At 64.8% G+C, this 22,981-nt stretch carries 28 protein-coding genes; 15 read left to right on the forward strand and 13 right to left on the reverse strand.

The genetic code is table 11. The features are described 5' to 3' along the window. Nucleotides 1–206: 206 nt before the first annotated feature. A complete protein-coding gene (locus AB0L82_RS42200; protein WP_364650746.1) occupies nucleotides 207–383 on the forward strand; it encodes a hypothetical protein in 177 nt (58 codons plus the stop codon). Between the two features lie 78 nt (nucleotides 384–461). Here AB0L82_RS42200 and AB0L82_RS42205 read toward each other — a convergent pair whose 3' ends face one another. From AB0L82_RS42205 to AB0L82_RS42240, 8 genes are all read right to left on the reverse strand, one after another. Then, nucleotides 462–653, reverse strand: coding sequence for a DUF1059 domain-containing protein (locus tag AB0L82_RS42205; RefSeq protein WP_364650749.1), 192 nt, complete (start codon nucleotides 651–653; stop codon nucleotides 462–464). Between the two features lie 89 nt (nucleotides 654–742). Further along, nucleotides 743–922, reverse strand: a complete 180-nt coding sequence (locus AB0L82_RS42210; protein WP_364650751.1) for a hypothetical protein — start codon at nucleotides 920–922, stop codon at nucleotides 743–745. 116 nt (nucleotides 923–1,038) lie between these two features. Continuing rightward, nucleotides 1,039–1,281, reverse strand: coding sequence for a hypothetical protein (locus AB0L82_RS42215; protein ID WP_364650753.1), 243 nt, complete (start codon nucleotides 1,279–1,281; stop codon nucleotides 1,039–1,041). Between the two features lie 291 nt (nucleotides 1,282–1,572). Then, on the reverse strand, nucleotides 1,573–1,914 hold the full coding sequence (locus tag AB0L82_RS42220) for a hypothetical protein (RefSeq protein ID WP_364650756.1): 342 nt from the start codon (nucleotides 1,912–1,914) through the stop codon (nucleotides 1,573–1,575). Nucleotides 1,915–2,105: 191 nt separating this feature from the next. Beyond that, on the reverse strand, nucleotides 2,106–2,246 hold the full coding sequence (locus tag AB0L82_RS42225; protein WP_364650759.1) for a hypothetical protein: 141 nt from the start codon (nucleotides 2,244–2,246) through the stop codon (nucleotides 2,106–2,108). 97 nt (nucleotides 2,247–2,343) lie between these two features. Then, complete coding sequence (locus AB0L82_RS42230; RefSeq protein ID WP_364650762.1) at nucleotides 2,344–2,604, reverse strand: hypothetical protein; 261 nt, start codon at nucleotides 2,602–2,604, stop codon at nucleotides 2,344–2,346. Continuing rightward, a complete protein-coding gene (locus AB0L82_RS42235; RefSeq protein WP_364650764.1) occupies nucleotides 2,605–2,937 on the reverse strand; it encodes a DUF6247 family protein in 333 nt (110 codons plus the stop codon). A gap of 351 nt (nucleotides 2,938–3,288) precedes the next feature. Beyond that, nucleotides 3,289–3,963, reverse strand: a complete 675-nt coding sequence (locus AB0L82_RS42240; RefSeq protein ID WP_364650767.1) for a hemerythrin domain-containing protein — start codon at nucleotides 3,961–3,963, stop codon at nucleotides 3,289–3,291. Nucleotides 3,964–4,017: 54 nt separating this feature from the next. On the opposite strand from AB0L82_RS42240, the gene AB0L82_RS42245 reads away from it, so the two are divergent. Both AB0L82_RS42245 and AB0L82_RS42250 read left to right on the forward strand, forming a co-directional pair. Next, nucleotides 4,018–7,299: a BTAD domain-containing putative transcriptional regulator gene (locus AB0L82_RS42245; RefSeq protein WP_364650770.1), complete on the forward strand. Its 3,282-nt coding sequence runs from the start codon at nucleotides 4,018–4,020 to the stop codon at nucleotides 7,297–7,299. 49 nt (nucleotides 7,300–7,348) lie between these two features. Next, nucleotides 7,349–7,774, forward strand: coding sequence for a nitroreductase/quinone reductase family protein (locus AB0L82_RS42250; RefSeq protein ID WP_364650773.1), 426 nt, complete (start codon nucleotides 7,349–7,351; stop codon nucleotides 7,772–7,774). Here the strand turns inward: AB0L82_RS42250 and AB0L82_RS42255 are convergent. Both AB0L82_RS42255 and AB0L82_RS42260 read right to left on the reverse strand, forming a co-directional pair. Then, nucleotides 7,771–8,808, reverse strand: coding sequence for a ketoacyl-ACP synthase III (locus tag AB0L82_RS42255; RefSeq protein WP_364650776.1), 1,038 nt, complete (start codon nucleotides 8,806–8,808; stop codon nucleotides 7,771–7,773). The genes AB0L82_RS42250 and AB0L82_RS42255 overlap by 4 nt on opposite strands. Next, a complete protein-coding gene (locus AB0L82_RS42260) occupies nucleotides 8,805–10,676 on the reverse strand; it encodes a ThiF family adenylyltransferase (protein ID WP_364650779.1) in 1,872 nt (623 codons plus the stop codon). Before AB0L82_RS42260 ends, AB0L82_RS42255 begins: the two co-directional genes overlap by 4 nt. Before the next feature lie 477 nt (nucleotides 10,677–11,153). Here AB0L82_RS42260 and AB0L82_RS42265 point away from each other — a divergent pair, with 477 nt between their 5' ends. Beyond that, the gene (locus AB0L82_RS42265; protein ID WP_364650781.1) at nucleotides 11,154–12,986 is read left to right on the forward strand and encodes a hypothetical protein; all 1,833 of its coding nucleotides are present in this window, start codon (nucleotides 11,154–11,156) and stop codon (nucleotides 12,984–12,986) included. Here AB0L82_RS42265 and AB0L82_RS42270 read toward each other — a convergent pair. Further along, nucleotides 12,978–13,142: a hypothetical protein gene (locus AB0L82_RS42270; RefSeq protein WP_364650784.1), complete on the reverse strand. Its 165-nt coding sequence runs from the start codon at nucleotides 13,140–13,142 to the stop codon at nucleotides 12,978–12,980. The genes AB0L82_RS42265 and AB0L82_RS42270 overlap by 9 nt on opposite strands. 329 nt (nucleotides 13,143–13,471) lie before the next feature. Here AB0L82_RS42270 and AB0L82_RS42275 point away from each other — a divergent pair, with 329 nt between their 5' ends. Next, nucleotides 13,472–13,774: a hypothetical protein gene (locus AB0L82_RS42275; protein WP_364650787.1), complete on the forward strand. Its 303-nt coding sequence runs from the start codon at nucleotides 13,472–13,474 to the stop codon at nucleotides 13,772–13,774. A gap of 30 nt (nucleotides 13,775–13,804) precedes the next feature. Here AB0L82_RS42275 and AB0L82_RS42280 read toward each other — a convergent pair whose 3' ends face one another. Further along, complete coding sequence (locus AB0L82_RS42280; RefSeq protein WP_364650790.1) at nucleotides 13,805–14,188, reverse strand: hypothetical protein; 384 nt, start codon at nucleotides 14,186–14,188, stop codon at nucleotides 13,805–13,807. 229 nt (nucleotides 14,189–14,417) lie between these two features. Between AB0L82_RS42280 and AB0L82_RS42285 the strand changes: the two genes are divergently transcribed. From AB0L82_RS42285 to AB0L82_RS42325, 9 genes are all read left to right on the forward strand, one after another. After that, the gene (locus tag AB0L82_RS42285) at nucleotides 14,418–14,828 is read left to right on the forward strand and encodes a hypothetical protein (protein ID WP_364650792.1); all 411 of its coding nucleotides are present in this window, start codon (nucleotides 14,418–14,420) and stop codon (nucleotides 14,826–14,828) included. Nucleotides 14,829–15,342: 514 nt separating this feature from the next. Further along, nucleotides 15,343–16,341 (forward strand): Rpn family recombination-promoting nuclease/putative transposase, encoded by a 999-nt coding sequence (locus tag AB0L82_RS42290; RefSeq protein ID WP_364650795.1) that lies wholly within the window; start codon nucleotides 15,343–15,345, stop codon nucleotides 16,339–16,341. Nucleotides 16,342–16,740: 399 nt separating this feature from the next. Next, nucleotides 16,741–16,977, forward strand: coding sequence for a hypothetical protein (locus AB0L82_RS42295; RefSeq protein WP_364650798.1), 237 nt, complete (start codon nucleotides 16,741–16,743; stop codon nucleotides 16,975–16,977). Between the two features lie 63 nt (nucleotides 16,978–17,040). Beyond that, the gene (locus tag AB0L82_RS42300; RefSeq protein ID WP_364650801.1) at nucleotides 17,041–17,241 is read left to right on the forward strand and encodes a hypothetical protein; all 201 of its coding nucleotides are present in this window, start codon (nucleotides 17,041–17,043) and stop codon (nucleotides 17,239–17,241) included. A 385-nt stretch (nucleotides 17,242–17,626) separates the two neighbouring features. Next, a complete protein-coding gene (locus tag AB0L82_RS42305) occupies nucleotides 17,627–18,100 on the forward strand; it encodes an RDD family protein (protein ID WP_364650804.1) in 474 nt (157 codons plus the stop codon). A 233-nt stretch (nucleotides 18,101–18,333) separates the two neighbouring features. After that, on the forward strand, nucleotides 18,334–18,765 hold the full coding sequence (locus AB0L82_RS42310) for a response regulator (RefSeq protein ID WP_364650807.1): 432 nt from the start codon (nucleotides 18,334–18,336) through the stop codon (nucleotides 18,763–18,765). Between the two features lie 372 nt (nucleotides 18,766–19,137). Further along, nucleotides 19,138–19,455 carry a hypothetical protein gene (locus tag AB0L82_RS42315; RefSeq protein ID WP_364650809.1) on the forward strand — a complete coding sequence of 106 codons (318 nt, stop codon included), beginning with the start codon at nucleotides 19,138–19,140 and terminating at the stop codon, nucleotides 19,453–19,455. Nucleotides 19,456–19,572: 117 nt separating this feature from the next. Further along, the gene (locus AB0L82_RS42320) at nucleotides 19,573–20,373 is read left to right on the forward strand and encodes a transporter substrate-binding domain-containing protein (protein ID WP_364650812.1); all 801 of its coding nucleotides are present in this window, start codon (nucleotides 19,573–19,575) and stop codon (nucleotides 20,371–20,373) included. A gap of 35 nt (nucleotides 20,374–20,408) precedes the next feature. Next, nucleotides 20,409–20,552, forward strand: coding sequence for a hypothetical protein (locus tag AB0L82_RS42325; protein ID WP_364650815.1), 144 nt, complete (start codon nucleotides 20,409–20,411; stop codon nucleotides 20,550–20,552). Between the two features lie 52 nt (nucleotides 20,553–20,604). Here AB0L82_RS42325 and AB0L82_RS42330 read toward each other — a convergent pair whose 3' ends face one another. Then, nucleotides 20,605–21,567, reverse strand: a complete 963-nt coding sequence (locus AB0L82_RS42330; protein ID WP_364650818.1) for a WYL domain-containing protein — start codon at nucleotides 21,565–21,567, stop codon at nucleotides 20,605–20,607. 63 nt (nucleotides 21,568–21,630) lie between these two features. Between AB0L82_RS42330 and AB0L82_RS42335 the strand changes: the two genes are divergently transcribed. Next, nucleotides 21,631–22,773 carry an epoxide hydrolase family protein gene (locus AB0L82_RS42335; RefSeq protein ID WP_364650821.1) on the forward strand — a complete coding sequence of 381 codons (1,143 nt, stop codon included), beginning with the start codon at nucleotides 21,631–21,633 and terminating at the stop codon, nucleotides 22,771–22,773. Nucleotides 22,774–22,981 lie beyond the last annotated feature (208 nt).

Below are 22,981 nucleotides of genomic sequence, written 5' to 3' on the forward strand. Positions count from 1 at the left end.
CGGACTCGGCGGCTATGTTCGTGAACGAGACAGCATGGCCGAAATCCGCACAATTGTGGCCGTGTTTTATCGGATGAACACCTCGGGCGGTCTCTACTCTAATGCGTGGTGAGCCGTCCCCGCCCGGGGCGGCGCGTTCGGTCCCACCTGCACCGGGACCGAACGGAAGCGATCCCGGGTTCCTGACTATCCGAGGGGAGATCACGATGGGTACCGAAACCAGTGGTGCGCTGAAGTTGATGGCGCAGATCCTGTCCAGCTACAGCAGTCTCGAAGAATTTCTCGCTCACTTGCGCAGTGAACTCGATGCACCCACCCAGGAACTTCCCCGCATCGACTTCGGCACCGTCGCCCGGCCCGGGCGTCACGCCGCAAACCACTGACGATCGCCGTTGCCGCACAGCGGCAACGCCGTCGTTATCGCCGAATCGGTGACCCGGTGGTTGACCACCGGGGCGCGATTACGGCGCTACTTTCTCGTCCTCGAGCATCCCGCGAAGCTGTTCACGCAATTCCGGACTGTCCTGATGCTGGTGAACCGAGACCGCGTGCTCGGCCGCCGCTCGCAGGACTTCGTCTTCCTCGCCGGAAATGGTGAGCGTGCAATTCGAGTCGCTGGGGAACCGACGACAGTCAGCTACCTTTCTCGTCATCGGAAACCTCCTCGCAGATCATTAATGGTGCTTCTCCACGATAGACCTGCAATGGTGCGGCAATCACGAAAACGAGTGGCCGGAATTGCTCAGAGATGCGGCGACAGCAGGGTGAGGATCGCGAGCGCCGAGAGGGCGGATCCACCGGCCAGCGTGGCCAAACCGGCCTGGGCGCGTACGAGTCGATCGCGCTGCGGGGTGCCGTTCGAGCTGCGGTCCAGCATCGAGATGACGGTTCGGCCGGCACTGGTTTGGTATGTCACGGTCATGGCCAGGGGACTACCCCGCCTCGATCACCTCAAACCGTCCGCACGGGAACCGCGTCAAGACTGTGCGCCCCAGCAGTTCTGTCGGACCGATGGTCCACGTCGAAATCTGTTGTGCGCTAGTCGAAGTCGTACACCGTGACGGCGAGCTCCCGGGCCAGGAGGGTTTCGGAGATGATCGGCTCGATCCGCTCCCAGCGCCCGCCCGCCAAACCGCACCCGATGCGCGGCATGTGCACACTGGCCTCGACCCGCAACGCGTCATCGCCGACGGCTCGCAAGCACCGAGCCACCGCGTCATAGCGAATGGGCGGACCGCCACTCCCCGTACGCATTCCGTGCTGGCCGATCATATTCGCCACCCAGATATCCGCACGAACCTGAATCAATTGTGTTGCCCCGAGCCCGAAGTCGTTCCGGGCCCGTTCGCGATGCCATTCTCGATAGGCACGCTCCGGCTCGGGCCAGCGCTTCGATATCGACCGCACAAACCCTTTGCCCCACCCGCCGAGATCATTGCAAACATGCGCAATGATCTTCGGCCCCTTGGCCTGAGGGCTCGTCGCATCACCCTTGATCACCCGCAGCGCCCGCACCCCGCGATGCTGGCACCGGCCCACCCACGGGTCAATCAGGTTTCGGTCGCCTACCGCTCAGGTGTGCCTGCCCGTATGCCCGTGCTTGACCTGAAGGCATCCGCAGTACTGCGAATATCCGCTCGCATCGAACCGAACAATGGTCGTCTGCGCCGGCAGCCCCCGCCCTTCGAGATCGCTCTTGCTGACCGGCCGAACCCAGTGCTCCCGCCGCTTCACATCGGTCGTCCCGAGCATCATCTCATCCTCACCGATCTGAAAATGACTGCGCAACAAGGCAACCCCGAACCGCTCCAAATTCCCATACTTCTCCACCCCCCGAATCTCATCCACGCAAGCGGCATCCCCATCCCCGATCGGCCGCACCTCATCAATATCCTCGAGCCTGTTCCACGGCAATGGATTAAGCGAGACCCGACTCGTACCGCCGCTCCCAAACACTCGACCCGAACAAGTTCCGCCGAATTCTCCCGCCCCACCCGCGCTCCCCACCAGAGCCGAAGGTCACCGAGCAACCCATCCGTGTTCGCGGACCGATCCAAGGGCGAGAAGTACACGGACAGAGCAGAAACCATTCCTCCGACCGGGACCTACTTGCTGGTCCCATTGGCCGGGCTGCGACGACGGAACTCGATGCCGAGCTTCTCGGCTTCGCGGCAGATCTGTTCGCGCTCCGCCTGAGTGGTTTCCACGCGCTCGATGCGCATCGTCTCCTGAGTCAGGGCTCCCACGTCACTCCTTCACCGTAGGAACTCGTCGCCGCGTCCGCACCACCGAGCCCGTGACCTCTTCCGTCGCAGCCCCGATGTTGTCGGCAGGCGAGCATGGTCAGTCGATGCCGAGCCACTGTACGAGCAGCACGTGCACTTCGCGGTCAGCGTCGATGATCAAATACACGACGTGTCCGGCGCGCCCTGGTCCGAATAATTTGTATCGGACCGCGCCGTCGGGATTGTCTTTGTTCTGCGGATGCCCTGACCAAGGATCGACGCCGAGGACAGCGAACGTTTCGGCATAGGACGTGAGCGCATGGGCCGGAAGCGCTTCAGCCTGCTCGATAGCCTGTGCGTCCGGGATGACCCGATACACCTAGCCGGCCAAACGCCGCGCGATCAAATCCTGCATTTCCTGCGGCGAAGCGGCGGTCGAGTTGACACCGGTGGTGGTGATTTCCTCGATCTTCGCCTGTAGGCGTGCGTACGCCCCCGGTGACTGTTGCTCGGTGGCGGCGATGTGCCGCCAGTGGGCCAGCAGGACGAAAACCTCTTCGAGGTCCATCGAGGTTTTGGCTTCTTCCAAGGTCAGCGCCCACTCGCGATCGAACACCGGCACGGCCACGGCTGGCAGCGCGGCCCGGATCTGCGCCGGGTCGGCGCTGGGCACACGCACTCCTGAGTGCGGATCGGGCGCGGGGGAAGCCATGACACAACGATAACCGGCCGCTCCGACAATGTCGCCGATCATGGAGCTCGATTGCATCGCCGAACCGAACTCACGTTTACGGCGCAGTCCGGCACTCCGACGTGGCTGCGCCTCACCGAGATGTGTGTCCGGCCGCTATCGGAGCGTCCGCCGGAGGTTTACAGTCCCGTCCGGTTGGTATTTCTATGGGGTCGGCGCGGCACGAGTTTCACTGGTCGAGCCGATACGAGAGCCCCGCCCCGTGGGCCTGTGCGCCGCCGGGCGAGGCTCTTGTCCACGCTTTGCACGGACCGTGGGGTGGGGTCTCGCGAGTTGATGACGTTATGCCGAGTCGACGACACGATCGAGGGGTCATTCAGGATCGGTGCCGTAGATGGAGCGGTGTTCCTTGGCGAAGGCGCGGCGGCCGAGGAGGCGCCAGGCGAGGCGGGCGGGGAAAGGCATGTCGGCGAGGAACTTTCGGCGGTCGGTGGGTGGGACACCTTGCAGGACGAAGCCGAGGAAGATCAGTTGGCGGTCTTTGGGGATGGCGCCGCGGCCGTGTTCGCCCAGGGCGTTCCATTCGTGGGTGGTCATGAACCGTTCGGCGAGGGGGAGGATCGAGACCTCCTCTTCGGTCATGTGCTCGTCCAGGGCGGTGGCGAGCGCGGACAGGGTGGTCGCGAGCTGGTCGCGGATTTGCGGCTGGGCGGATGTGGCGAATTCCGTGGCTTGGTGATCGGCTCGGGTGATCAGTTCGGCGATGCGCTCGTGCTGTTCTTCCATTCGAAGGATCAGTGCGCCATCGGTTTTCGCGCGCTCGAGCAGTAGCGGCCACATCAGCTCGTCCTCGGCGGTGTGGTGGTGATGCAGGCCGGTGTTGAGCTCGGCCAGAAAATCCGCGATGCGGCGTGCGCGGGCGGTGTCCGCGTCGGCGACACCGCGCACCAGGGCCGGTAGCGCGTCGAAATGGCGGCGGAACGCGCGGTGGATGAGCAGCATATCGGTGGTGTCGGGGCGTTCGACGGTGTGAGTTGTGGCGGTCATGTGCCCACTGTGCGTGGATCCACTTGTAGGGCACTTGCAATAGAATTTGCCGCCATGGTGCGGATTCAGGTGCTCGGTTCGCTGACCGCCCAGACCGGGCGTGGCAGCGTGGATCTCGGCGGTCGCCGCCAGCGCGGTGTGCTCACCCTGCTGCTCATCGCGCGCGGCGCGGTCGTGCCCGTCGACCGGCTCATCGATGATCTGTGGCGCGGCGAGCCGCCGACGCGCGCACTCGGCACCCTGCAGGCCTACATCTCGCACCTGCGCAAACTCCTCGAACCGGATCGACTACCCCGCGCACCGGCCACCGTGCTCGTGAGCCAGGCGCCGGGATATGCGTTGCGGCTCGCCTCCGAAGCGGTCGACGCCTGGCAGTTCGAAGCCGAATTACGCGGCGCGCCAACAGATCCCGTGGAACGAAGGCGCCGCCTCGAACAAGCCCTCGGCCGATGGCACGGCCAGGCGTTCGCCGAGTTCAACGATGAATCCTGGGCGCGGCCCGAGGCAAGCCGACTCGAGGAGCTGCGCCTGGCCGCCCGCGAACGCCTGGCCGCGACGCTGATCGAACTCGGTGACCCGACCGCTGCCGCCCTGGAAGCGGACGCCCTGACCAGCGCGCATCCACTGCGCGAGGAGGCATGGCGGATTTCGGCGCTGGCGCGGTTCCACGCGGGACGGCAGGCGGACGCGCTCGCGGCATTGCGCACCGCACGGGAGATTCTCGCCGATCAACTCGGCATCGATCCCGGCCCGGCCCTGATTCAGCTCGAGGCCGACCTGCTGGCGCAACGCATTCCCATCGAGCTCTCCGCGCCGACGCCATTGCCGTCACCGACCGCCGTGCCCGCCGAGGTGCATTCCGAATTCATCGGCCGCACCAGGGAACTCGACGAACTGATGCGCGCGGCGGGCCCGGGTTCACCTCGTGTCGCGGCGGTGATCGGAGAAGCCGGTAGCGGCAAATCGCTTCTGCTACAGCGTTTTCGAGCCGGGCTGGTATCGAACGGCTGGCGCGTCATCACGGGCCGCTGCCCCGAGGAGGACGGCGCACCACCGGCCTGGGCGTGGGTGGAGGCATTGCGCGAACTCACCGCCGCCGTCGACCCCGGCGACTACACCGCACCGCTCGAGCCCCTACTGACCGACCGCCACACCGCGCGTGACGCCGATGCCTCGGTCGGACGATTCCTGCTGCATCGCGCCGTCGGCGCATACCTGGATGAGACGGCCCGGTCACAACCGCTCGCGGTCATACTCGACGACCTGCACCGCGCGGACCTGGAAACGCTCACCCTGCTCGGCAGCGTGGCGAAATCGGCCGCGATCCTGATCGTGATCGCCTACCGCCCCGACGAGATCGGCACATCCCTGGCAGAGGTGCTCGGCTCACTGGCCACCACGACGACCGCGCGAATCCACTTGCGCGGCTTGGACGTCGAGGACGCGGCAGTCCTCATCCGCTCGGTCGCCGGACACGATCCCGCACGGGCGACCATCGAGGCGTTGACCGAGCGCACCGGCGGAAATCCCTTCTACCTCACCGAAAGCGCTCGCCTACTCGCGAGCGAGGGCGCGCTGGTGGCGACCTCGGAAGTACCCCAGGGCGTGCGCGATGTGCTGCGGCGACGCTTCGCCCGACTGCCCGAGGTCAGCGTGTCGATCCTGCGGCTGGCCGCGGTGATCGGGCGCGAATTCGATATCGAGGTGCTGATCGGCGCGGCCGAGATCGGCGAGGACGAGGTCCTCGATGCCGTGGAAGCCGGTGTACTGGCCGGGCTCCTCGAGGAACCAGATTCCGATCACGCGCGGTTCACCCACGCCCTCATCCGCGACACGTTGATCGCGGACCTGTCCCGTGTCCGCCGTCGCCGCTGGCACCTGCGCGTCGCCGAGTCCATCGAGCGCGCCCGCCCCGACGATCTGTCCGCGCTCGCACACCATTTCGGCGAATCCCTCACCGCCGCAACGGCGCGACGGGCCGCGAGCGCCGCACATGCGGCAGCTGAACAGGCCGAACGCCGATTTGCCCACGATGCCGCCGCCGAAAGCTACGGCCGCGTCGTCGCCGCGCTCGAACGGATCAGCGGTGAGAGCACCGCGGCCGAACGAGTCACCGCTCTCTCGCGAATGAGCAGGAGCTTCCTCGCCGCGGGTTCGGGCCCGCAGGCTCGCGATGCTCGCGATCGGGCGGTCGCGGCGGCCGATACCCCCGACTTGATGATCGAGGCGCTCACCGCATGGGACACACCGACTCCCTGGCTGAACCGCGCCTACGGATACGTCGACCATCAGGTGGTTACCGCGATCGAGAGCGCGCTGCGCACACCCGAACTCAGACCGCAGGCACGCTGCAGGCTCCTGGTCGCGCTGGTCCGCGAGATCGGCGGCGAGCTGCACGACCGAGCGCGCGAGGCAGCCGAACAGGCCGAATCCCTCGCACGCGAACTCGGCGATCCGCGATTGCTGGGACTGGCCTTGCAGGCGCGAACCTCGTTGTACGACACCTCGATTCCACTCGCCGACCGCGACCGGCTCGCGGCCGAGTTGATCGCCCTCGGCGAGGACAACGCACTGCCCGCCGTCGCGCTGATCGGGCGCAACGCCGCCCTGCAGGTCGCCGCCGCCGGCGGCGATATCGACCGCGCGAGGGCCGAACTCGCGGCCGCGACCGCGCTGGCCGACCGCTACCACTGGGCGCAGGCCCGGGCCGCGAACCTCATGGGCGAGGCCATGATCGCGCACCTGACGGGCGACTTCGAAGCGGCGGAACAGCATTACCTGCGCGCACACGAAATGTTCAGCCGCCATGGCGTATTCGACTCGGACGGCAATCTGCTGATCGCGATCCTCACCATCCGGCTCACGCAGGGCCGGATCGGCGAATTCACCCAACCGCTCACCGAGGCGTTCGCGCACCTCGACACCGCGGGTAATGACCTGGCCGTCGACCCGTTGGCCTTGGCGCTGCTGGCGACCGGTGATCGGCCGGGTGCGCTGGCGGTGACACGGTCTCGCCGACCGCTGCGCAACGACTTCTTCCGCTCGCTGTTCCTCACCGTGCGCGGAATGGCCGTCGCCGGTCTCGAACAGCGTGCCGAGGCGGAACAGGTGTACGAGCAGTTGCGCGTGTACTCGGGTCAGATCGCGGGCTCCGACACCGGCGCGCACGCCGTGGGGCCGGTCGACACCGTGCTCGGTGACCTGGCGGGATTGCTCGGCAAACCCGCCCAGGCGGCCCAACACTACGCAGCCGCCGAACGTCTCGCTCGCCGCTGCGGATGCCGGGAATGGATCAACGCGGTGCAGCACCGCATCGCTTTACAAGTCGATCACTAGTCGCCCCCGGAAGCTGGATGGCACATCACCCAGCACAAGGAGCCCCACCATGCCGACCGATCGACAGCTCAAGACCATCACCACCATTCACCGCGCGGTGATCACATGCAGTGGCGGCATGCTCGGCACCACCTTCAAAGGCATGCCGACGATCAAGCTGACCACCACCGGCCGCAAATCCGGCCGTGCGCACACGGTCGTGCTCACCGCACCGATCATCGACGGCGACACGATTGTCGTGGTCGCCTCCCGCGGCGGCGATCCCACCGATCCGGCCTGGTTGCACAACCTGCGCGCCAATCCCTCGGTGCGGGTCGCCCGGGGGAATGGTCCGGCTCTGCCGATGACGGCTCGCGTCCTGTCATCGGCAGAGCGGGACGCGCTGTGGCCCGAGGTGATCTCGGCGCATCCCGGCTATGCCGACTATCAGGCACTGACGACCCGAACCATTCCCCTGGTCACCCTGACACCCTAGGCCTGACGAAAACAGAGTGTGCCCCACTGGAATCCGGCCCCGATCGCGGACAGGAGAAAGGTATCGCCCGCGTTGATCAGGTTCTCACTGCGCGCTTGATGCAGTGCGGTGACGACACCCGCGGATCCGGTGTTGCCGAGCATGTCCAGGGTGACCGGAGCTCGCCACATCGGCACCTCGAGTTCGGCCATCGCGGCGATGAGGATATTGAGGTTCGCCTGATGCAGAAAGAAGTGATCGATATCGGTGACGGCGAGCCCGGCTCGACCGACGGCGGCGCGAATACTCTGCGGCAGACAGCTGGTCGCGGTGTCCCACACCGCGCGGCCGTCCATGCGCAGATAGTGCTCACGATCGGCGACGGTCTGCTCGCTGGTCGGCAACCGGGAACCACCGGCCCGGATCTCCACGCTGTGCGAGAGCTGAGATCCGAAGTCCCAGGCCAGTATTCCGGCCTCGGGGGTGTCGGTGCGGGTCAGCACGATCGCGCCCGCCGCGTCGCCGAAGAACACGCCGGTGGTGCGGTTGCGCGGATCGGTGACCCGGGACGCGCAATCGGCCGCGATGACCAGCACCGCGCGTGCCGAGACCTGGAGCAGATGGGCGGCGAGCAGAATCGCTTGCAGCCCATTGGCGCAGGCGGCCTGGGTGATATCGATCGGTAGGGCTCGATGCGCGCCGATGCGTTCCTTGACCATCAATGCGGTCGAGGGCAGGGGCTGGTCGTAGGTGTAGCTCGCGATGATGACGGCATCGAGTTCGCCGGGCGAGATTCCCGCCTCGGCGAGCGCCGCCGGAGCCGCCGCGACGCACATATCCGAGACCGCCAGATCGGGCGCGAGCCGTCGGCGTTCACGAATGCCGGTGCGGCTCAGGATCCATTCGGCCGAGGTGTCCAAGGTCCTGGTCAGTTCGTCGTTGGTGACGACGGTCGCGGGCAGATGGACGCTGGAGCCCGACACCGTCACCGGCAGCGGGCGTGGGACCGTCGACCGAACGGATACGGGACGCGGCTCGGCCACCATGCCCGTCATGCGGGGATCCCGTCATGTGTGGCGGCGGTGTTGTACTCGGGACTGATCAGGTGATCGAGATCCACATAGAACCGCCCGGATTCACACGGTGTGCCGAGCAGGATGCGCCGCGCGGCCGAGGTGACCAGCGCGCCACCGAGCGCCACATCGGACGCCAATTGCGGCCAGCTGCTGAGTGTTCGGCCGATCTCACCGAAGGAGGCGGCCAGCTCCGGGCTGATGCGGTCGGCGTCGACCATCGCCAGAATGAGATCCGACTTGGCTTGAGGCGTCAGTTCGGGCAGATCCGCCGCGTGCAGATCACCGATGCGCCCGTGCAACAGCGGACGGTCGGGCTCGAGGTCGAAACGCTCGATATCGAGCATGCCGCGATCGTTGCAGTCCATGACCACCGGAATGCGCAGTGCGCGTGCGTATTCCCGCGCCGCGATCTTGACGTACGGGGTATCGCATTCCTCGACCAGCAGATCGATCGGAGTCCCGTCGCCGTGGAAGAACTCGGTCATGGTCTCGTCGGTGAGCCCGCCCGTGAAGATCTCGATATCCAGATACGGGTCGATCTCGTACATCTGGCGCGCGCACAGCACCGCCTTGCCGACGCCGAGATGATGCACGCTGGCGCGCAACCGGTTCATATTCGACAGGCTCAGGTCGTCGAAGTCGGCCAGGCGGAACGCCCCACCGACTCCTTCGAGCGCCATGGTGACCGCGGCGCTGTTACCGACCGACAGCCCGATGATCCCGATCCGATGCTCGCGCAGTTGCCGCTGTTGGGGGCGTTCGATTTTCCCGCGATTGCGGTCGGCGCGCACGAGCCGGAACTCCTCGCGCGGCAGCACATGCACCAGCCGCCCGGACCACGGATACCAGAACCAGCTGCCGTAAGCCCATGGCTCGACCCCGGCGAGCTGCTCCTCTATCTTGCGTTCGAGTTCGGCCTCGGTGTGGCGAAGATGCGGTTCGCGGCAGCTGATCAACTCCGCCAGCTGGGCGTCGATGGTGTCGTACACCGCGGTGATGTGGTCCGATTCGAGCAGTGCGGTCAGGGTCGCGTAGTCGGCGGCATGGCAGGGTTCGAGCAGCACCGGCTGCCAGGCATCGCGATCCGGTGCGACGCCCGAGGTGAGAGCCGCTGGCTCGGGCGGGTTTTCGGATCCCGCCGAAGCCCACTCGGCGGGGCTGTCGTTCACGAGCGCCGGGAATCGGTGGCGCAATTCGCTCACCAGGTCGGTGTACTCGCCCGCGCCGTCCGCGGTGCGGTGCCGCAGAATCACCACGTCCTCGGTGTACCGCTCGACGTAGCAACGGGTTCCGGGCACCGGATGGAATCCGAACCGGCCGTGGAAGCGGTCCTGGCCGTCCTTGGTCCCCGAGGTGCCGATCATGAGCTTGGCGCCGAGATGGTGCGCCGCGCCGATCGCGACCGCGTTCAAATACACGCCCAGCCCGAGTTTGCGGGCACGATGCTCGACCACCAGTCGGCTGTGTTCATAGGTATTGGCGGGCTCGGCGCCTTCCTCGGCGAGCAACCGCTGGTAGCGCTCCTCGCCCAGATGCGCGCGCGACTGGAACAGTTCGCCGGTCTCCGGCGTCGACAGGCGAATGTAGCCCAGCACGGGGCCTCGCGGATGCCGGCGGGCAATGAAATGCCATGCACCGTAATCCAATTCCTGGTCATCGACGTGTGCGCCGCAGGCGTCGCGGAACTCTGGTCGCCTGCCGTTGTCGTACAGGATGCGAGCCCGCAGTTCTCGTAATCGGCTCACCCGATCCGCGTGATCGGCACCGCTGCGCGGTATCCGAAACGCTGAAACATGCCACCGCACATCATGATCGAGGGTGCGGATATCACGTCGTTCGACAGGCATGCGGGATCCATCAGATGCCGACACGGGCATGGAACCTTTCCGGGGATTCGTGTGTGTGGGTGGCCTGGCGTGAGCGAGTGCTTGTGTGTGGGTCCGAACGGTGGTGCGGTGTGGGGCCGCACGCGAATTCGGTTGCTAAATAATAGCTTGAGGAGGATGTGAAGTATCCGCAACGCAGATTCGGCGCGGCGCATAACGCCTGGGGCGTAGCCTCGAAATGGTGATTCTGTCCCAGAACAGTCGGGGAAATGATTGATTGCTACAAGATTGCTATAAAAGGCTGCCCAAAACCGCTTTCTTGGCCGAATATGGCCTGTTGCTTTCAGATTGACGAGGTCGCCGAGTAGCACAACGAGCGTCGGCCCACAAGGGCATCGGGGTCCGGATGTGCGGATCGGAGTGAGGCTTGCGGGAGGAGGGTTGCCCGGTGGTGGCTGACCAGACTGGTCCTCACTATCGAGGAGAGGGTTCGGCCGAATGAATGTGGTGAAACGACGGGGTAGGTTGCTCGTCGGGCTGGTGATCGTGACCGTTGCCGTGGGAGCCGGCACGGGTGGGGCGGTGGTGACCCGGGTCATCGACGATCGGCGGGAGAGCACGAACGCGCTGTCGGGGGATCCGAACGTTCCGCTCGTGTGTGCGGACAGCCGCCCGGGCAAGGTCGATCCCGGCAGCTATGGAATGCAGAACAATGGATCGTTCCTGCATCCCGGACTCACCTACGTGAATGAAGAGGAACAGCATCCGTTCCCTGGCGGGGGAGAGGACGTGTTTCCCGCGACCGGCGGATACGACCCGAACACCTACAAGAGCGATAACGTGACCGTCGAGGCGCACTATCCCGGCAAGCAGTTCACCCCGGATCCATTCCACTCCTGGCAGAACATCGTGGATTTCGACGGCCGCCGGTACATGTTCCAGTACGACCGCAGCGAGGCGCGGGTGTACGACATCACCGACGTCAAGAATGTGCGGGTCGTCGAATCGCTGAGCCGCGACGATGTCGCCGATGTCGCGGGCAACGATGAGGCCGTCGCCGGAAAGGATTGGGCCGCAGACGATTACTGGGGAGCCTCCACCATTCAATGGAGTCCGCGGTACAACGGCTACGTCATGGTCCAGAGCTTCGAGATGCGGCGGCAGGTGCCGTTCTGGATGGGCGACACACCGGACAAGAGCAAATACGCTGCGGCCGACGGCGTCGCGGCGGCGCGCGCCGACACCCAACTCAAAGGCTTCAAGGTCTACAAGCTCAACGGTCCCCGCAAGAAGGACTGGGAACTGCTCGCGACAGTGAGCACCGATGAGACGCAACAGAATCCGCTCGCACCGGATATGACCAAACCGCAGCAGGGCTCGGGGTCACTGGATGTGCCGCAATGGAACGGCGGGCGCTACATGTTCCTGTCGACCGCGCCCAGCGATGACTGGTCGAACCAGGAGTATCCGACGTACCTGTACGCCAATGGATTCCAGGTGTGGGATATGGCCGATCCCGCGACGCCCAAGCTCCTGGACACCTGGCATCGCGACGGCATGGTGCGCGGGGAGGACGCCGCCTACCGCGCCAATCCACGCTGCGGCAATCGCACCTCGTGGATGGGTTCGCGCAATCCGCTCTACATTCCGACCCCGATCGAGGAGGGCGGCAAGTACGGTTTCGCGGCCATGGGCGGCTTCGGACTCTCGATCCTCGACATCTCCGATCCGACGAACCTTCGCGAGGTCAGCCATCTCGACATCCCCATGTCGGTGTCCGGAACCGAAGCCGACAATGTCGATGTCTCGCAGTTCGAGTCGACCGGCATGGTCTATCTGAGCGGCTACCCGCTGTCGGAGGACTGCTATGAGCCGTACAAGGACATCTTCCAGATCGATGCCTCGAATCCGGCGACACCGCACATCGTCGGACGGCTGCCGCGCCCCACACCACCGGCGGGCGCGACGGTGACCGACTACTGCCAGCGCGGCGGCAGCTTCGGCCCCAAACGCAGCGGCTACTACACCTCACCCGGCGACCCCGAAAACGGCCTGCTCATCTACGACTTCTACAACGCCGGCGCCCAATTCTTCGACGTCACGGACCCCCGAAACCCCAAGATCGCAGGCTACTTCGCCCCACCCACCTTCGGCCCCGAAACCGACGACTGGGCCCGCAGCAACCCGACCCACGGCGTCTACATCGAATACGACCGCAATATCGCCTGGCTCATGACCAACGACGGCATCTACGCCCTATCGTCCCAATCCCTGCTCGGCACACCGAATCTCGGCGCCCCCGCCGAGCCGTATCGCACCAGCTCACGCTGACGCTGGGTCATCGACCACATCCTGGAGCGCGTCGATCCGGTCCTGCACCACCTCGGCGCGCGCCACCAACTCGACCCGATCGGGCTCGGTAAGACTCTCGGCCCCAAGCTTCTCGTACACACACGAGAGCGCGGACCGCAGATTCTCGAGCTCCATACCTGACTCCACGAAATCACCCTACGGCCGAGGGTGGCGTATCTATGTAGCGGCTCACAGCGACTGATCGGCAGCCTTCCGAAAGAGCGCACACAACACCAGCGAGCGTTTGCTCGGCTTGCGCGCAAGTGGTGAGGTGGCCTTGCTCGCGACCCCTTGCTCACACCGAGCCGATGACTCGATCATGCCGCCACCTGTGGCGCAACTGCGAAAACCGCTTTCGCTGAAGATCTTTCAGAACTAGATTGCTCAAACATGGCTGAAAGCCAGAAAGCTGACGAAGAATGCTTCAGTCTGTTGATCGGCCAGTTTGGTTCGTGGAGGAGACGATGACTGCTGCGGACAGGCTTCGTGCCGAAGGCCGTGCCGAAGGCCGTGCCGAGGGCCGTGCCGAGGGCCGTGCCGAGGGCCGTGCCGAGGGCCGTGCCGAGGGCCGTATCGAAGGGTTCATCGAAGGGTTCATCGAAGGCAACGCCGAGAGTTTGCTCGACTTGTTGGCAGTCAAATTTGGGGCGGTGCCTGAGCGGATCCGCGTTCTCGTGTGCGGGGGCGACGCAGCTCGGTTGCGGACGTGGGGTTCGCGGTTGCTCGCGGCCGAGACATTGGACGATGTGTTCGCTGACTCGAACTGACGTGAAGGTCGGCAGGTTGCGCTCGCGGCTTCACTCGTACGCGTTCGATGGTGCTGGGCGCGTCGGGACCGGGGTGATTCGCACATCGGTCGCGATACCGAGCTGTCCCAGCGTGAGCGGCATCATGCAGTCGCGTACGGGATGGGTGAAGATCGGGTCGAGGTTCGGGTCGGTGCGTATCGTCGCGGATTTGAAGTAGGGGCCGAACGGTTGTCCGCCGGACACGCTCACGCCGAAACAGTCGACCTCGAGAATGTACGTGCCCTCGGCGCAGTGTGCGGAGGCTCCGCTCCACCACCGATCGAGTGTGCAGCCTTGCGGGTCGGCGAGTGCCGAGGCCGCCACGACCGTGGTCGTGGTTGCGGCGGTCGCGATCAGGATTGCTGTCGCGACCATGCGGCGAATAACTGTCATATGATCTCTCCGCTCCTCGCCCGGAAGTGCTTCTCGGCCACAGACGCTAGTGCGTGGCGCGGTTCGACCGGCGAAGGACACGAGCGTTGCGACGACTCGAAGATGATCGCGGTCCGGTCTTCCACCGAGACGGAGGTCGCTCGTGCTGGTGCGGATCGGTTTTCGATACTTCTGATTAGCGGCCGGGAATTCGGTTATGCCGCTTCGGAGACAACGATGGAGAGGACCAATGCCCTTCAGCCCGAAGCACGTCATAGCCGCCCTTGCCATTTTGGCAGCCACCTCCGGCACCACCGTCGCCACCGCCCAGCCGCCTGCCAATGAGCCCACCGCCGAGGCGGATGTGACCCAAGCGGTCCGTGACCACACCCGGCACATCGGTGAGCGCTTACCGGTGTTCGGACACGTCTATTCCGATCTCCCCGCATGGCCGCTGGCCTTCGTCACCGCCGACCCCCAGGAGTTCTACGATCTGCACGGTGTGCGCGTGGAACTGACCGGCCAGGGCGCCCAGACGCTCGCCACCGGCGACATCTTCACCGGGACGATGACCATCACCGGTCGCACCGGCGTGACGGATCCCGTTGTCTCCCTGGACGATGTACATGTCATCGACCATCGCCCGGCGGGCTGGGGCTGAGGCCGACACCCGCACCGAATGGGACCGGTTGTCGCGCAGAACGATAGCGTTCTTCTCGCGGCGGATCGGGTCAAAATGATGAGCCGGTGCCGCCGAACGGCCACGGCGGGATCGGGCTGTTGTCGATCACCACATTGTCGTATCTGATCCCGAAGACCTGGTTGGGCCTACTGCACGATCCCGTGATGTCATCCGAACAGGGTTCGCTGCGACTACCGCACCCACCGTTCACGCTCGTCGTCCGATGCGCGGGAAGATAGGCCCGACTGGCTCTACGGTCCTACGCTGGACCGACTTCTGCAGACTTGCACCAGATTTCAATCCATGGTCGGCATCCCCGTCAAACCGAGATGAAACATCACCAAGCATTTGCTCGTTCAGTTTGGTTGGCGCCGGTATCCCGTTCGCACCCCATACTTTGGCCGAGCCTGATGACTCGTTCCTGCCGCTCACCTGTGGCGCAACTGCGAAAACCGCTTTCGCTGAAGAGCTTTCGGAACTAGATTGCTAAAACATGGCTGAACAGCCGGAAAAGTTGACGAAGAACCCCCACGACGCCTACTTCCGACACGTGATGTCCGAGGCGTCCGCGGCCGAGGGTGAACTGCGGACAGTGCTGCCGGAATCGGTTGCCGCAGAGATGGACTGGGATGCCATGGAACTGCAGTCCTGCAGTTTCGTGCCGAAGGAGCTGCAGTCCCGATACAGCGATGTGCTGTACCAGACCCGCTGGAAGGGCCGCGAGGCATTCGTGTTCGTGCTGATGGAGCACCAGAGCAGCTCGGACAATCTGATGGCGTTCCGGATGCTCGAATACATGGTCGCGATCTGGAACCGCTACCTGCGCAAAACCCCGGGCGCCCGACGCCTGCCGGTAGTGATTCCGGTCGTGGTCCATTGCGATCCGCAAGGACGACGCTGGAGCGCACCCACCGAACTGTCCGACCTCCTCGATATCGATCCCGAAGCACGTGCGGCACTGGGTGACTGCCTACCGAGACTGCGGTTCGTGCTCGATGACCTGGGCGCCACCGACGTGGCAGCGCTGCGCGCACGGCAATTGACCGAAGTCGCCAAGGTCCTGCTGGTCACGCTGAAGATCGCCCCCGGAAACCGCCAACTGGGCCACGACCTACTGCCACTGGCGCGCGAGCTACAAGTACTGATTGAGCACCACCCACGCGAATTCGACCAGGTAGTAACCTATCTTTGGGGTGTCGGCCAGACCGACTTGGCCGGGTTTGCACCGTTGATCGACCAGCTCGGTCCACGAGCGAAGGAGATGATGATGACCGCCGCCGAACAGTTCCGCACCGAAGGCCGGGCAGAGGGCCGTGTTGAGGGCCGGCTCGAAGGACGCGCCGAGAGTCTGCGCGATCAATTGATAATCAAGTTCGGGGCCGTGCCGGATCGGATCGTCAGTCTCTTGCGTGTGGCTGAGGTGTCGCAGCTACGGAACTGGAGCGCGCGCGTGCTCACCGCGAATACCCTCGACGAGGTCTTCGCGGAGTAGCACCTCGCAGCTCGGCCGGGCCGACGCAGAGCGTTAACGATATCGATCAAGCGTTGGGTTACTTCTTTGATCGACCAGCTCGGCCCTCGAGCGAAGGAGATGTTGATGACCGCCGCTGAACAGTTCCGCCTCGAAAGGACGCGCCGAAAGTCTCCACGATCAATTGATAATCAAGTTCGGGGCCGTGCCGGATCAGATCGTCAGTCTCTTGCGTGTGGCTGAGGTGTCGCAGCTACGGAACTGGAACGCGCGCGTGCTCACCGCGAATACCCTCGACGAGGTCTTCGCGGAGTAGCACCTCGCAGTTCGGCCGGGCCGACGTAGAGCGTTAACGATATTGATCAAGCGTTGGGTTGTTCTTTGATCGACCCGCTCGGTCTGCGAGCGAAGGAGATGATGATGACCGCCGCCGACCAGCTCCGAACCGAGGGCCGTTCCGAGGGCCGTTCCGAGGGCCGCTCCGAGGGCCGCACCGAAGGACTAGCGGTAGCGCTGCTTGATTTGTTGACAAGCAAGTTCGGGTCGTTGTCAGATCGTGTCGTCGGTCTCGTACGCATGGCCGAGGAGTCGCAGCTGCGGACTTGGAATGTGCGTGTGCTCACCGCGAATACCCTCGACGAGGTCTTTGCGAAGTAGTGCTTGTTGTTCGGTGATGCTCGCGTTGATCGGCTGTCCGGTCCGTGAGCGAAGGAGATGCCAATGACCGCTGCCGACCAGCTTCGCGCTGAGGGTCGCCGCGAAGGGCACGCTGAGGGTCTGCTCGACTTGCTGGCGTCCAAGTTCGGGGAGGTGCCTGAGCGGGTTGACGTTTTCGTTCGTGGGGCCGACGTGGCGCGATTGCGGATTTGGAATGCGCGGGTGCTCGCTGCCGAGACGCTCGACGAGGTGTTCGCCGAATAGCGGCGCGCAACGGTGTGGTGTCACGAAAAAGTCGGGGCGTCGGTCCGGGCTGAGTGAATCCCGCCACTGTTCACCCGACTTGCGCTTGCGATCGAAATGCGTTGCTGGGCAAAGGTTCCCGCAAGCGGAGTCCTAGTGCCGAGTGGAGGAACGAGTTAGCGTCGTATCCACTGTCGTGTTGATCATCGTGACCTCTGTCGTGGACATCGTCTGAGAATCTGTCGTGCCAGGATGAGTGGCGTTGGTAACGGGGGAGTATGGGCAAACCGGGGTTCAGATCGGGGAATCCCCTGATGCGAGGCGGCGGCATCGTGGGCACGATGGTGTGAAAGCTGTTCGAGCGCCTCGCATCACCTTGCCGGGCGTCTCGGCATGAGGAGGAATGATGACCGCCGGTGGGTTTTACGGACAGGATGCTGGGCTGACGGTGGGTGGGGTTCCGGCTGGAATCGGTGGTCGCGCCGCGGCCCGGTTCATCGACTGGATCATCGCGGGCATTGTCGGGGCGATTCTGTTCTGGCTGATGAGCAAGGTGCCGGGAGTGCCGGGGTGGGTCGATGTCCTGCCTGGTGCCGGATTCGGCTTCCTCTACTTCGTGTTCTTCGAGGTGACGAGCGGTGCGACGCCGGGCAAGCGGCTGCTCGGCCTGCATGTCAACGGTGCCGGTAGCTCGGCTCGGCCGAGCGTTGCCGAATCGGCGAAGCGCAACGCCTACATGCTGTTGAACCTGATCCCGTGGATCGGCGGTCTGCTGTGGTTCTGCTCGGCGATCGCCATCGCCGTCACGGTCGGCTCGAGCCCGACCAAGCAGGGCTGGCATGACAACTTCGCAGGTGGCACGCAGGTGGTCAAGTCCTGATGTTCGGATCGGCCGGATAACGGTTATCCGGCCGAGACCGAAAGGTCACGAATCGGGCGCGGGGGAGTGGCCATCGATTGAATACTCGCCCCACCCATTGCTGAGAAGTTGCGGGAAGGCGTAGTTTCAGATTCCGTCGATCGCGATAGCGGTATTGCGAGCACCACGTCTTCGCCATTGCGGCGCGAACGCGACGGGGATAAGGGTCGGGGACCCGCCTGTGGAGGATCGACATGAGTCAATATCCGCGTCCGACAACAGAATTGACCATCCCGCGGGCTCGTGTGGAGACCCGATTCGGCCGGGTCCTGGTCGTCGAAACGAACCCGGCAATGGCCGAACTCGCGGTCCTGGTCCTCACCAAAGCCGGTCACGAGGCATTCGCGACCGCCACCGCCCACGACGCGCTCACCGTATCCCAGCAGTGGCATCCGGACCTGGTGCTCTTGGAGCTGTCCCTGCCCGATTTCTCCGGCGCCAACCTCTGCCGGCAACTGCGCCGACAAGCCGAGGTCCAAGTCATCGCCTCCTCCCTAGACAGCGATCCGGACGAAATCAGCGCCATCTACGCCGCCGGCGCCTGCGCCTACCTGCCCAAACCCTTCCGGGTCAGCGCCCTCCTGGACCGCATCCACACCTGCCTGGGACCCACCGCGCGCGCGTAATCCCCGAGCTCGATTCGAACATCATCAGCACCGTTGTTTTTTGTAATTCGTAGCGTTAATAACGTCAAATGCAAACGTAACCAACGAAACGAAACAAAGGTCACTGACCGCCGATAAGTGAACCTTATCGGCGGTCAGAGATCTCGAAGGATTCGCATCGTCCAATGTGAGACTCGTCGTCAATTATCGGCAGCCGCACCTGGGGGAGTGTTCGCTCTCAGTACCGGCCGGTCGGCGACCGCGATCGCGGTGTACCGAAGAACCTGGGGACTTTTACGTCACGTGACCGATATCGCGCCTGTCACGCGCCAGGCCCCTGGACCACGCGCACGCCGACCGCGCCGAACGGTGGCGCGCCGCACAGTGCAACGGATGCTGCCGCGCATCCCGATGTGGGGCTGGCCAGGAGGACTTGCGAGACGCCGCAACGGCGCGCTGCTCGTGCTGGTCGCGCACGATCTGCCCTGCGCCGATGTCGCGCGGCTCATGCTGGGCGACATCCTCGTCGAAGACAATGTGATGGGGTCGGGAACCACCGTGGCGCGTCATCGCGGTGGCAGCGTTCGGCTCCTGCTGCACCATCGTTCGTCTTCGCTGATACGACCGACCGACTATCCAAAAGTGAACGGCTCCAATCAGATCGCACTCTGGGTGAGGCCGCTGTCCTTGTGCGGCGAAGTGGTCCGGTGACGACCGGAATCCCACGGCCATCCGGCAGTCGCATCAATTGCTGTGCGGTCGTTGACATATCGGGTGATCTTCACGAGAGGGGATAGTGACTAGTGCGCCTCAAGGTAGCCTGCACCGATGCGCCGATCGCTGCCACTGTGGTCACTTCTGAACGCGGTATTGGCCGGTGTGCTGGCCGTCGCCGGAATGGCCGTTCCCGCCGCAGCAGAACCCCCACCGTCACGACTGTGGAGCGTGCCGCTCTCAGGTGTTCTGCGGGTGTGCACGACAGGTGACTACCCGCCCTTTACCGTGCGCGATTCGGGCGGAAATTATCGCGGGGTCGATATCAGCCTCGCCACGGAGTTGGCGACGATGCTGCACGCGGTACCACAGTGGGTGCCCACGACCTGGACGACACTGACCCAGGATTTCCTCGCGCACTGCGATATCGCGGTCGGCGGAATCTCCGACACTGCCAGCCGCCGCGCAGTGGCCGATGTTTCGGTCGCGACCGTCACCGACGGCAAGACACCGGTCACGCGCCGTAGCAGTGGCGATGCCTACAGCAGCATCGACGAGATTGATCGGCCCGAGGTGCGCGTCGTTGTCAATCCCGGTGGCACCAACGAGAATTTCGCGCGCACACACTTCCCGCAAGCGCAGATCATGGTGTGGCCGGACAACCTGACCATCTACGACCAACTCAGTCACGGCAAGGCCGATGTATTCGTCACCGATTCCATCGAGGGCCTCTACCGCCAGCGCGAATACCCCGACTTGCAGGTGCTGCACCCCGATAAGCCCTTTGACTCGGCGGCGAAAGTCTATTTGCTGCCACGGGGTGACACGACCTTCAACGGTGTGGTGAATGCGTGGCTGCAGGTACAGATCAGCAACGGCAGAACCACCGCGTTGCTCGGCGACTGGCTCAGCTGAGCTGACCGATCGCTGCGAGTGACCGGAGGTATGTAATGGGCGCCCTGACCCAAGAAGCGATGCGTGCAACCCGCGTGCCGTTGACCCCGGAACAGCGTGTCGCGCGCCGACGCGAAGCCGAGAACCTGGGTATCAAGATCCGCCGTCGCGGTACCACCGCAGGCAAAGAAGACAAGTAGTCTTCGTGCCCGCCGTCTCTCCGCGGCACACGTAAATACCGACGGCCGAGATTCACGCCGTGGCCGCGCCACCTGCCGCGCGGCGGAACCTGTTCGCGAGGCGATCGAACGCCACCGCGAGCGCATCTCCGTCGGTTATTTCGATGTCGACGTCGAGCTGAGTCAACGACAGCGCGAGCTGGTCCGCATCGTTGGAACCCACTTCGAGACGGCACGTGGACTCGTCGACCACCTCGATATCGACCGGGACGGGGATCTTCGCGGCGATCTGGGCGGCGGGAGCGTGCACGAGTACCTGGGCGCGGTACGTCCAGGCCGCTCTGCTGACGCGTCCGACGACGTAGTCGACGACATCGTCCGCCGGGATCAAGCGCGGCGAGTACCGCGCGCCAGTCGGTGTGGGTGACGCCATGCGGTCGACACGAAAGACCCGCCAGTCGTCGCGGTCGATATCCCACGCGAGGAGGTACCACAGCGGCCCCCAGGTCACCAGCCGGTGCGGTTCGATATGGCGAGGTCCTGTCGTGGCTCGGGGCTTCGTGTATCCGAACCGGAGCCGTTCGTGGCCGCGGATCGCGGCGGCGACCGTGCCGAGTACCGAGAGATCGAGCGGCGGCTGCGTCCCCGGAACGACGCTCGTCGCCTCGCGTACCGCCTCCACGCGCCGACGCAGGCGCGAGGGCAGTACCTGCTCCAGTTTCGCGAGTGCGGTGAGCGATGTCTCTTCGATTCCGAGCCGTTGGGTCGCGACCGCACCCAGTCCGACCGCGACGGCGACGGCCTCGTCATCGTCGAGCAGCAGTGGGGGCATGGCCGTCCCGGCGGCCAGCCGGTACCCGCCCGCGACGCCGGGACGCGCGTTCACGGGATAGCCGAGCGAGCGCAGCTTGCCGATATCGGCGCGCACGGTCCGCGTGCTTACCTCAAGCCGGTCAGCGAGCTCGGAACTCGTCCAGTCGCGCTTGAGCTGGAGCAACGACAGCAGTTCGAGCAGGCGTGCCGAGGTCTCCAACATGTTTTCGATCATTGCAGCAATTGCGGAAGCTAGCCTGCCGCATTACCCGGGAAGGTGGGGGTCATGAACGAGAACAACGCACTCACTCCTTTCAGCATCGACATCCCGCAGGTCGATGTCGACGACCTGCGCACCCGGCTGGCACATACGCGCTGGCCGCACCCCGTGCCGGGCCGAGAGGATCGCACCGACTTCAGCCGAGGCATCCCGACGGCGTACCTGAAGGAGCTTGCCGAGTACTGGCGCGACGGGTTCGACTGGCGAGTGCAGGAGGCCAAACTCAATGAGTACCAACAGTTCACGACGGTCGTCGACGGCCAGCGGTTCCATCTCCTGCACGCGCGATCGGCGAATCCCGAGGCCACCCCGCTGCTGCTGAACCACGGCTGGCCGGGCTCGTTCGTCGAGTACCAGCGGCTCATCCCGCTGCTGGCCGACGAGTTCCACGTGGTCATCGCCTCGCCGCCCGGCTTCGGGTTCTCCACCCCGCTGTCCGGGACCGGCTGGGAGCTGGCGCGGACAACCGATGCCTTTGCCGAGATCATGACGCGGCTGGGCTATGAGAGGTTCGCGGCCCACGGCACCGACATGGGTTCAGGTATCACCGGTCGCTTGGCGGCGCTATACCCCGAGCGGGTCATCGGCACGCATATCGGCGCCGACCCCCGGTTGCTTGGGTTGGTCGGAGTTAAGTTCCCGCTCCCGGACGGTCTGTCCGATGACGAGATCGCCGAGCTCGAGGCGGTGCGTATCGCGGATGCGGCCGATCACGGATACCTGTTGATGCAGAACCACCGTCCCGACACGATCGGCGCGGCGCTCGCGGACTCTCCGGTCGGTCAACTCGCGTGGATCGCCGAGAAGTTCAAGACCAGGCCGATCGGCGACCACCGGATGCCGCACGAATCGGTCGACCGCGACCAGCTCCTCACCAATGTCACCCTCTACTGGTTCACCCGCAGCGGTGAGTCGAGCGCGCAGTTCTACTACGAGGCCGAACACTCCGAACTCGATTTCGTCATGGCTTCCGGTGTTCCGTCCGGTTGGGCCGTGTTCGACGCCCACCCGCTCATCCGCCGCACGATGGACCCGTGGAAGGCGGTCGGCCACTGGAGCGAGTTCACCGAGGGTGGCCATTTCCCCGCGATGGAAGAGACCGAACTGCTCGCGCACGACATACGCACCTTCTTCCGCGGCATTTCCTGACCCCGCGTCAGGGTCGCTAGTCACTCGAGGCCAGCGCGCCCAGGATCTCGGCGTCCCCAACCGTCAGGGGCAGGCGCCGGGCTGCAGCTTGCATTCGCAGCCACGGACTGCCCCTGAGGTTCCCCCGCTAATCCGGAGAGCGGATTATCTGGTTCCGGCTGGAACCTGTTGATGGTAACCGCCTTCGAACTCGTCGGGTGATCGCCAG

The organism is Nocardia sp. NPDC052001, assembly GCF_040680615.1.
In the GTDB taxonomy this organism is placed as follows: domain Bacteria; phylum Actinomycetota; class Actinomycetes; order Mycobacteriales; family Mycobacteriaceae; genus Nocardia.

Bases quoted from the DNA above. Each gene is read 5' to 3' on its own strand.
- AB0L82_RS42200 (WP_364650746.1), top strand. From the start codon at position 207: ATGGGTACCGAAACCAGTGGTGCGCTGAAGTTGATGGCGCAGATCCTG.
- AB0L82_RS42205 (WP_364650749.1), bottom strand. From the start codon at position 653: ATGACGAGAAAGGTAGCTGACTGTCGTCGGTTCCCCAGCGACTCGAAT.
- AB0L82_RS42210 (WP_364650751.1), bottom strand. From the start codon at position 922: ATGACCGTGACATACCAAACCAGTGCCGGCCGAACCGTCATCTCGATG.
- AB0L82_RS42235 (WP_364650764.1), bottom strand. From the start codon at position 2,937: ATGGCTTCCCCCGCGCCCGATCCGCACTCAGGAGTGCGTGTGCCCAGC.
- AB0L82_RS42240 (WP_364650767.1), bottom strand. From the start codon at position 3,963: ATGACCGCCACAACTCACACCGTCGAACGCCCCGACACCACCGATATG.
- AB0L82_RS42245 (WP_364650770.1), top strand. From the start codon at position 4,018: ATGGTGCGGATTCAGGTGCTCGGTTCGCTGACCGCCCAGACCGGGCGT.
- AB0L82_RS42250 (WP_364650773.1), top strand. From the start codon at position 7,349: ATGCCGACCGATCGACAGCTCAAGACCATCACCACCATTCACCGCGCG.
- AB0L82_RS42255 (WP_364650776.1), bottom strand. From the start codon at position 8,808: ATGACGGGCATGGTGGCCGAGCCGCGTCCCGTATCCGTTCGGTCGACG.
- AB0L82_RS42260 (WP_364650779.1), bottom strand. From the start codon at position 10,676: ATGCCTGTCGAACGACGTGATATCCGCACCCTCGATCATGATGTGCGG.
- AB0L82_RS42265 (WP_364650781.1), top strand. From the start codon at position 11,154: ATGAATGTGGTGAAACGACGGGGTAGGTTGCTCGTCGGGCTGGTGATC.
- AB0L82_RS42270 (WP_364650784.1), bottom strand. From the start codon at position 13,142: ATGGAGCTCGAGAATCTGCGGTCCGCGCTCTCGTGTGTGTACGAGAAG.
- AB0L82_RS42275 (WP_364650787.1), top strand. From the start codon at position 13,472: ATGACTGCTGCGGACAGGCTTCGTGCCGAAGGCCGTGCCGAAGGCCGT.
- AB0L82_RS42280 (WP_364650790.1), bottom strand. From the start codon at position 14,188: ATGACAGTTATTCGCCGCATGGTCGCGACAGCAATCCTGATCGCGACC.
- AB0L82_RS42285 (WP_364650792.1), top strand. From the start codon at position 14,418: ATGCCCTTCAGCCCGAAGCACGTCATAGCCGCCCTTGCCATTTTGGCA.
- AB0L82_RS42290 (WP_364650795.1), top strand. From the start codon at position 15,343: ATGGCTGAACAGCCGGAAAAGTTGACGAAGAACCCCCACGACGCCTAC.
- AB0L82_RS42295 (WP_364650798.1), top strand. From the start codon at position 16,741: ATGACCGCCGCCGACCAGCTCCGAACCGAGGGCCGTTCCGAGGGCCGT.
- AB0L82_RS42300 (WP_364650801.1), top strand. From the start codon at position 17,041: ATGACCGCTGCCGACCAGCTTCGCGCTGAGGGTCGCCGCGAAGGGCAC.
- AB0L82_RS42305 (WP_364650804.1), top strand. From the start codon at position 17,627: ATGACCGCCGGTGGGTTTTACGGACAGGATGCTGGGCTGACGGTGGGT.
- AB0L82_RS42310 (WP_364650807.1), top strand. From the start codon at position 18,334: ATGAGTCAATATCCGCGTCCGACAACAGAATTGACCATCCCGCGGGCT.
- AB0L82_RS42315 (WP_364650809.1), top strand. From the start codon at position 19,138: ATGCTGCCGCGCATCCCGATGTGGGGCTGGCCAGGAGGACTTGCGAGA.
- AB0L82_RS42320 (WP_364650812.1), top strand. From the start codon at position 19,573: ATGCGCCGATCGCTGCCACTGTGGTCACTTCTGAACGCGGTATTGGCC.
- AB0L82_RS42325 (WP_364650815.1), top strand. From the start codon at position 20,409: ATGGGCGCCCTGACCCAAGAAGCGATGCGTGCAACCCGCGTGCCGTTG.
- AB0L82_RS42330 (WP_364650818.1), bottom strand. From the start codon at position 21,567: ATGTTGGAGACCTCGGCACGCCTGCTCGAACTGCTGTCGTTGCTCCAG.
- AB0L82_RS42335 (WP_364650821.1), top strand. From the start codon at position 21,631: ATGAACGAGAACAACGCACTCACTCCTTTCAGCATCGACATCCCGCAG.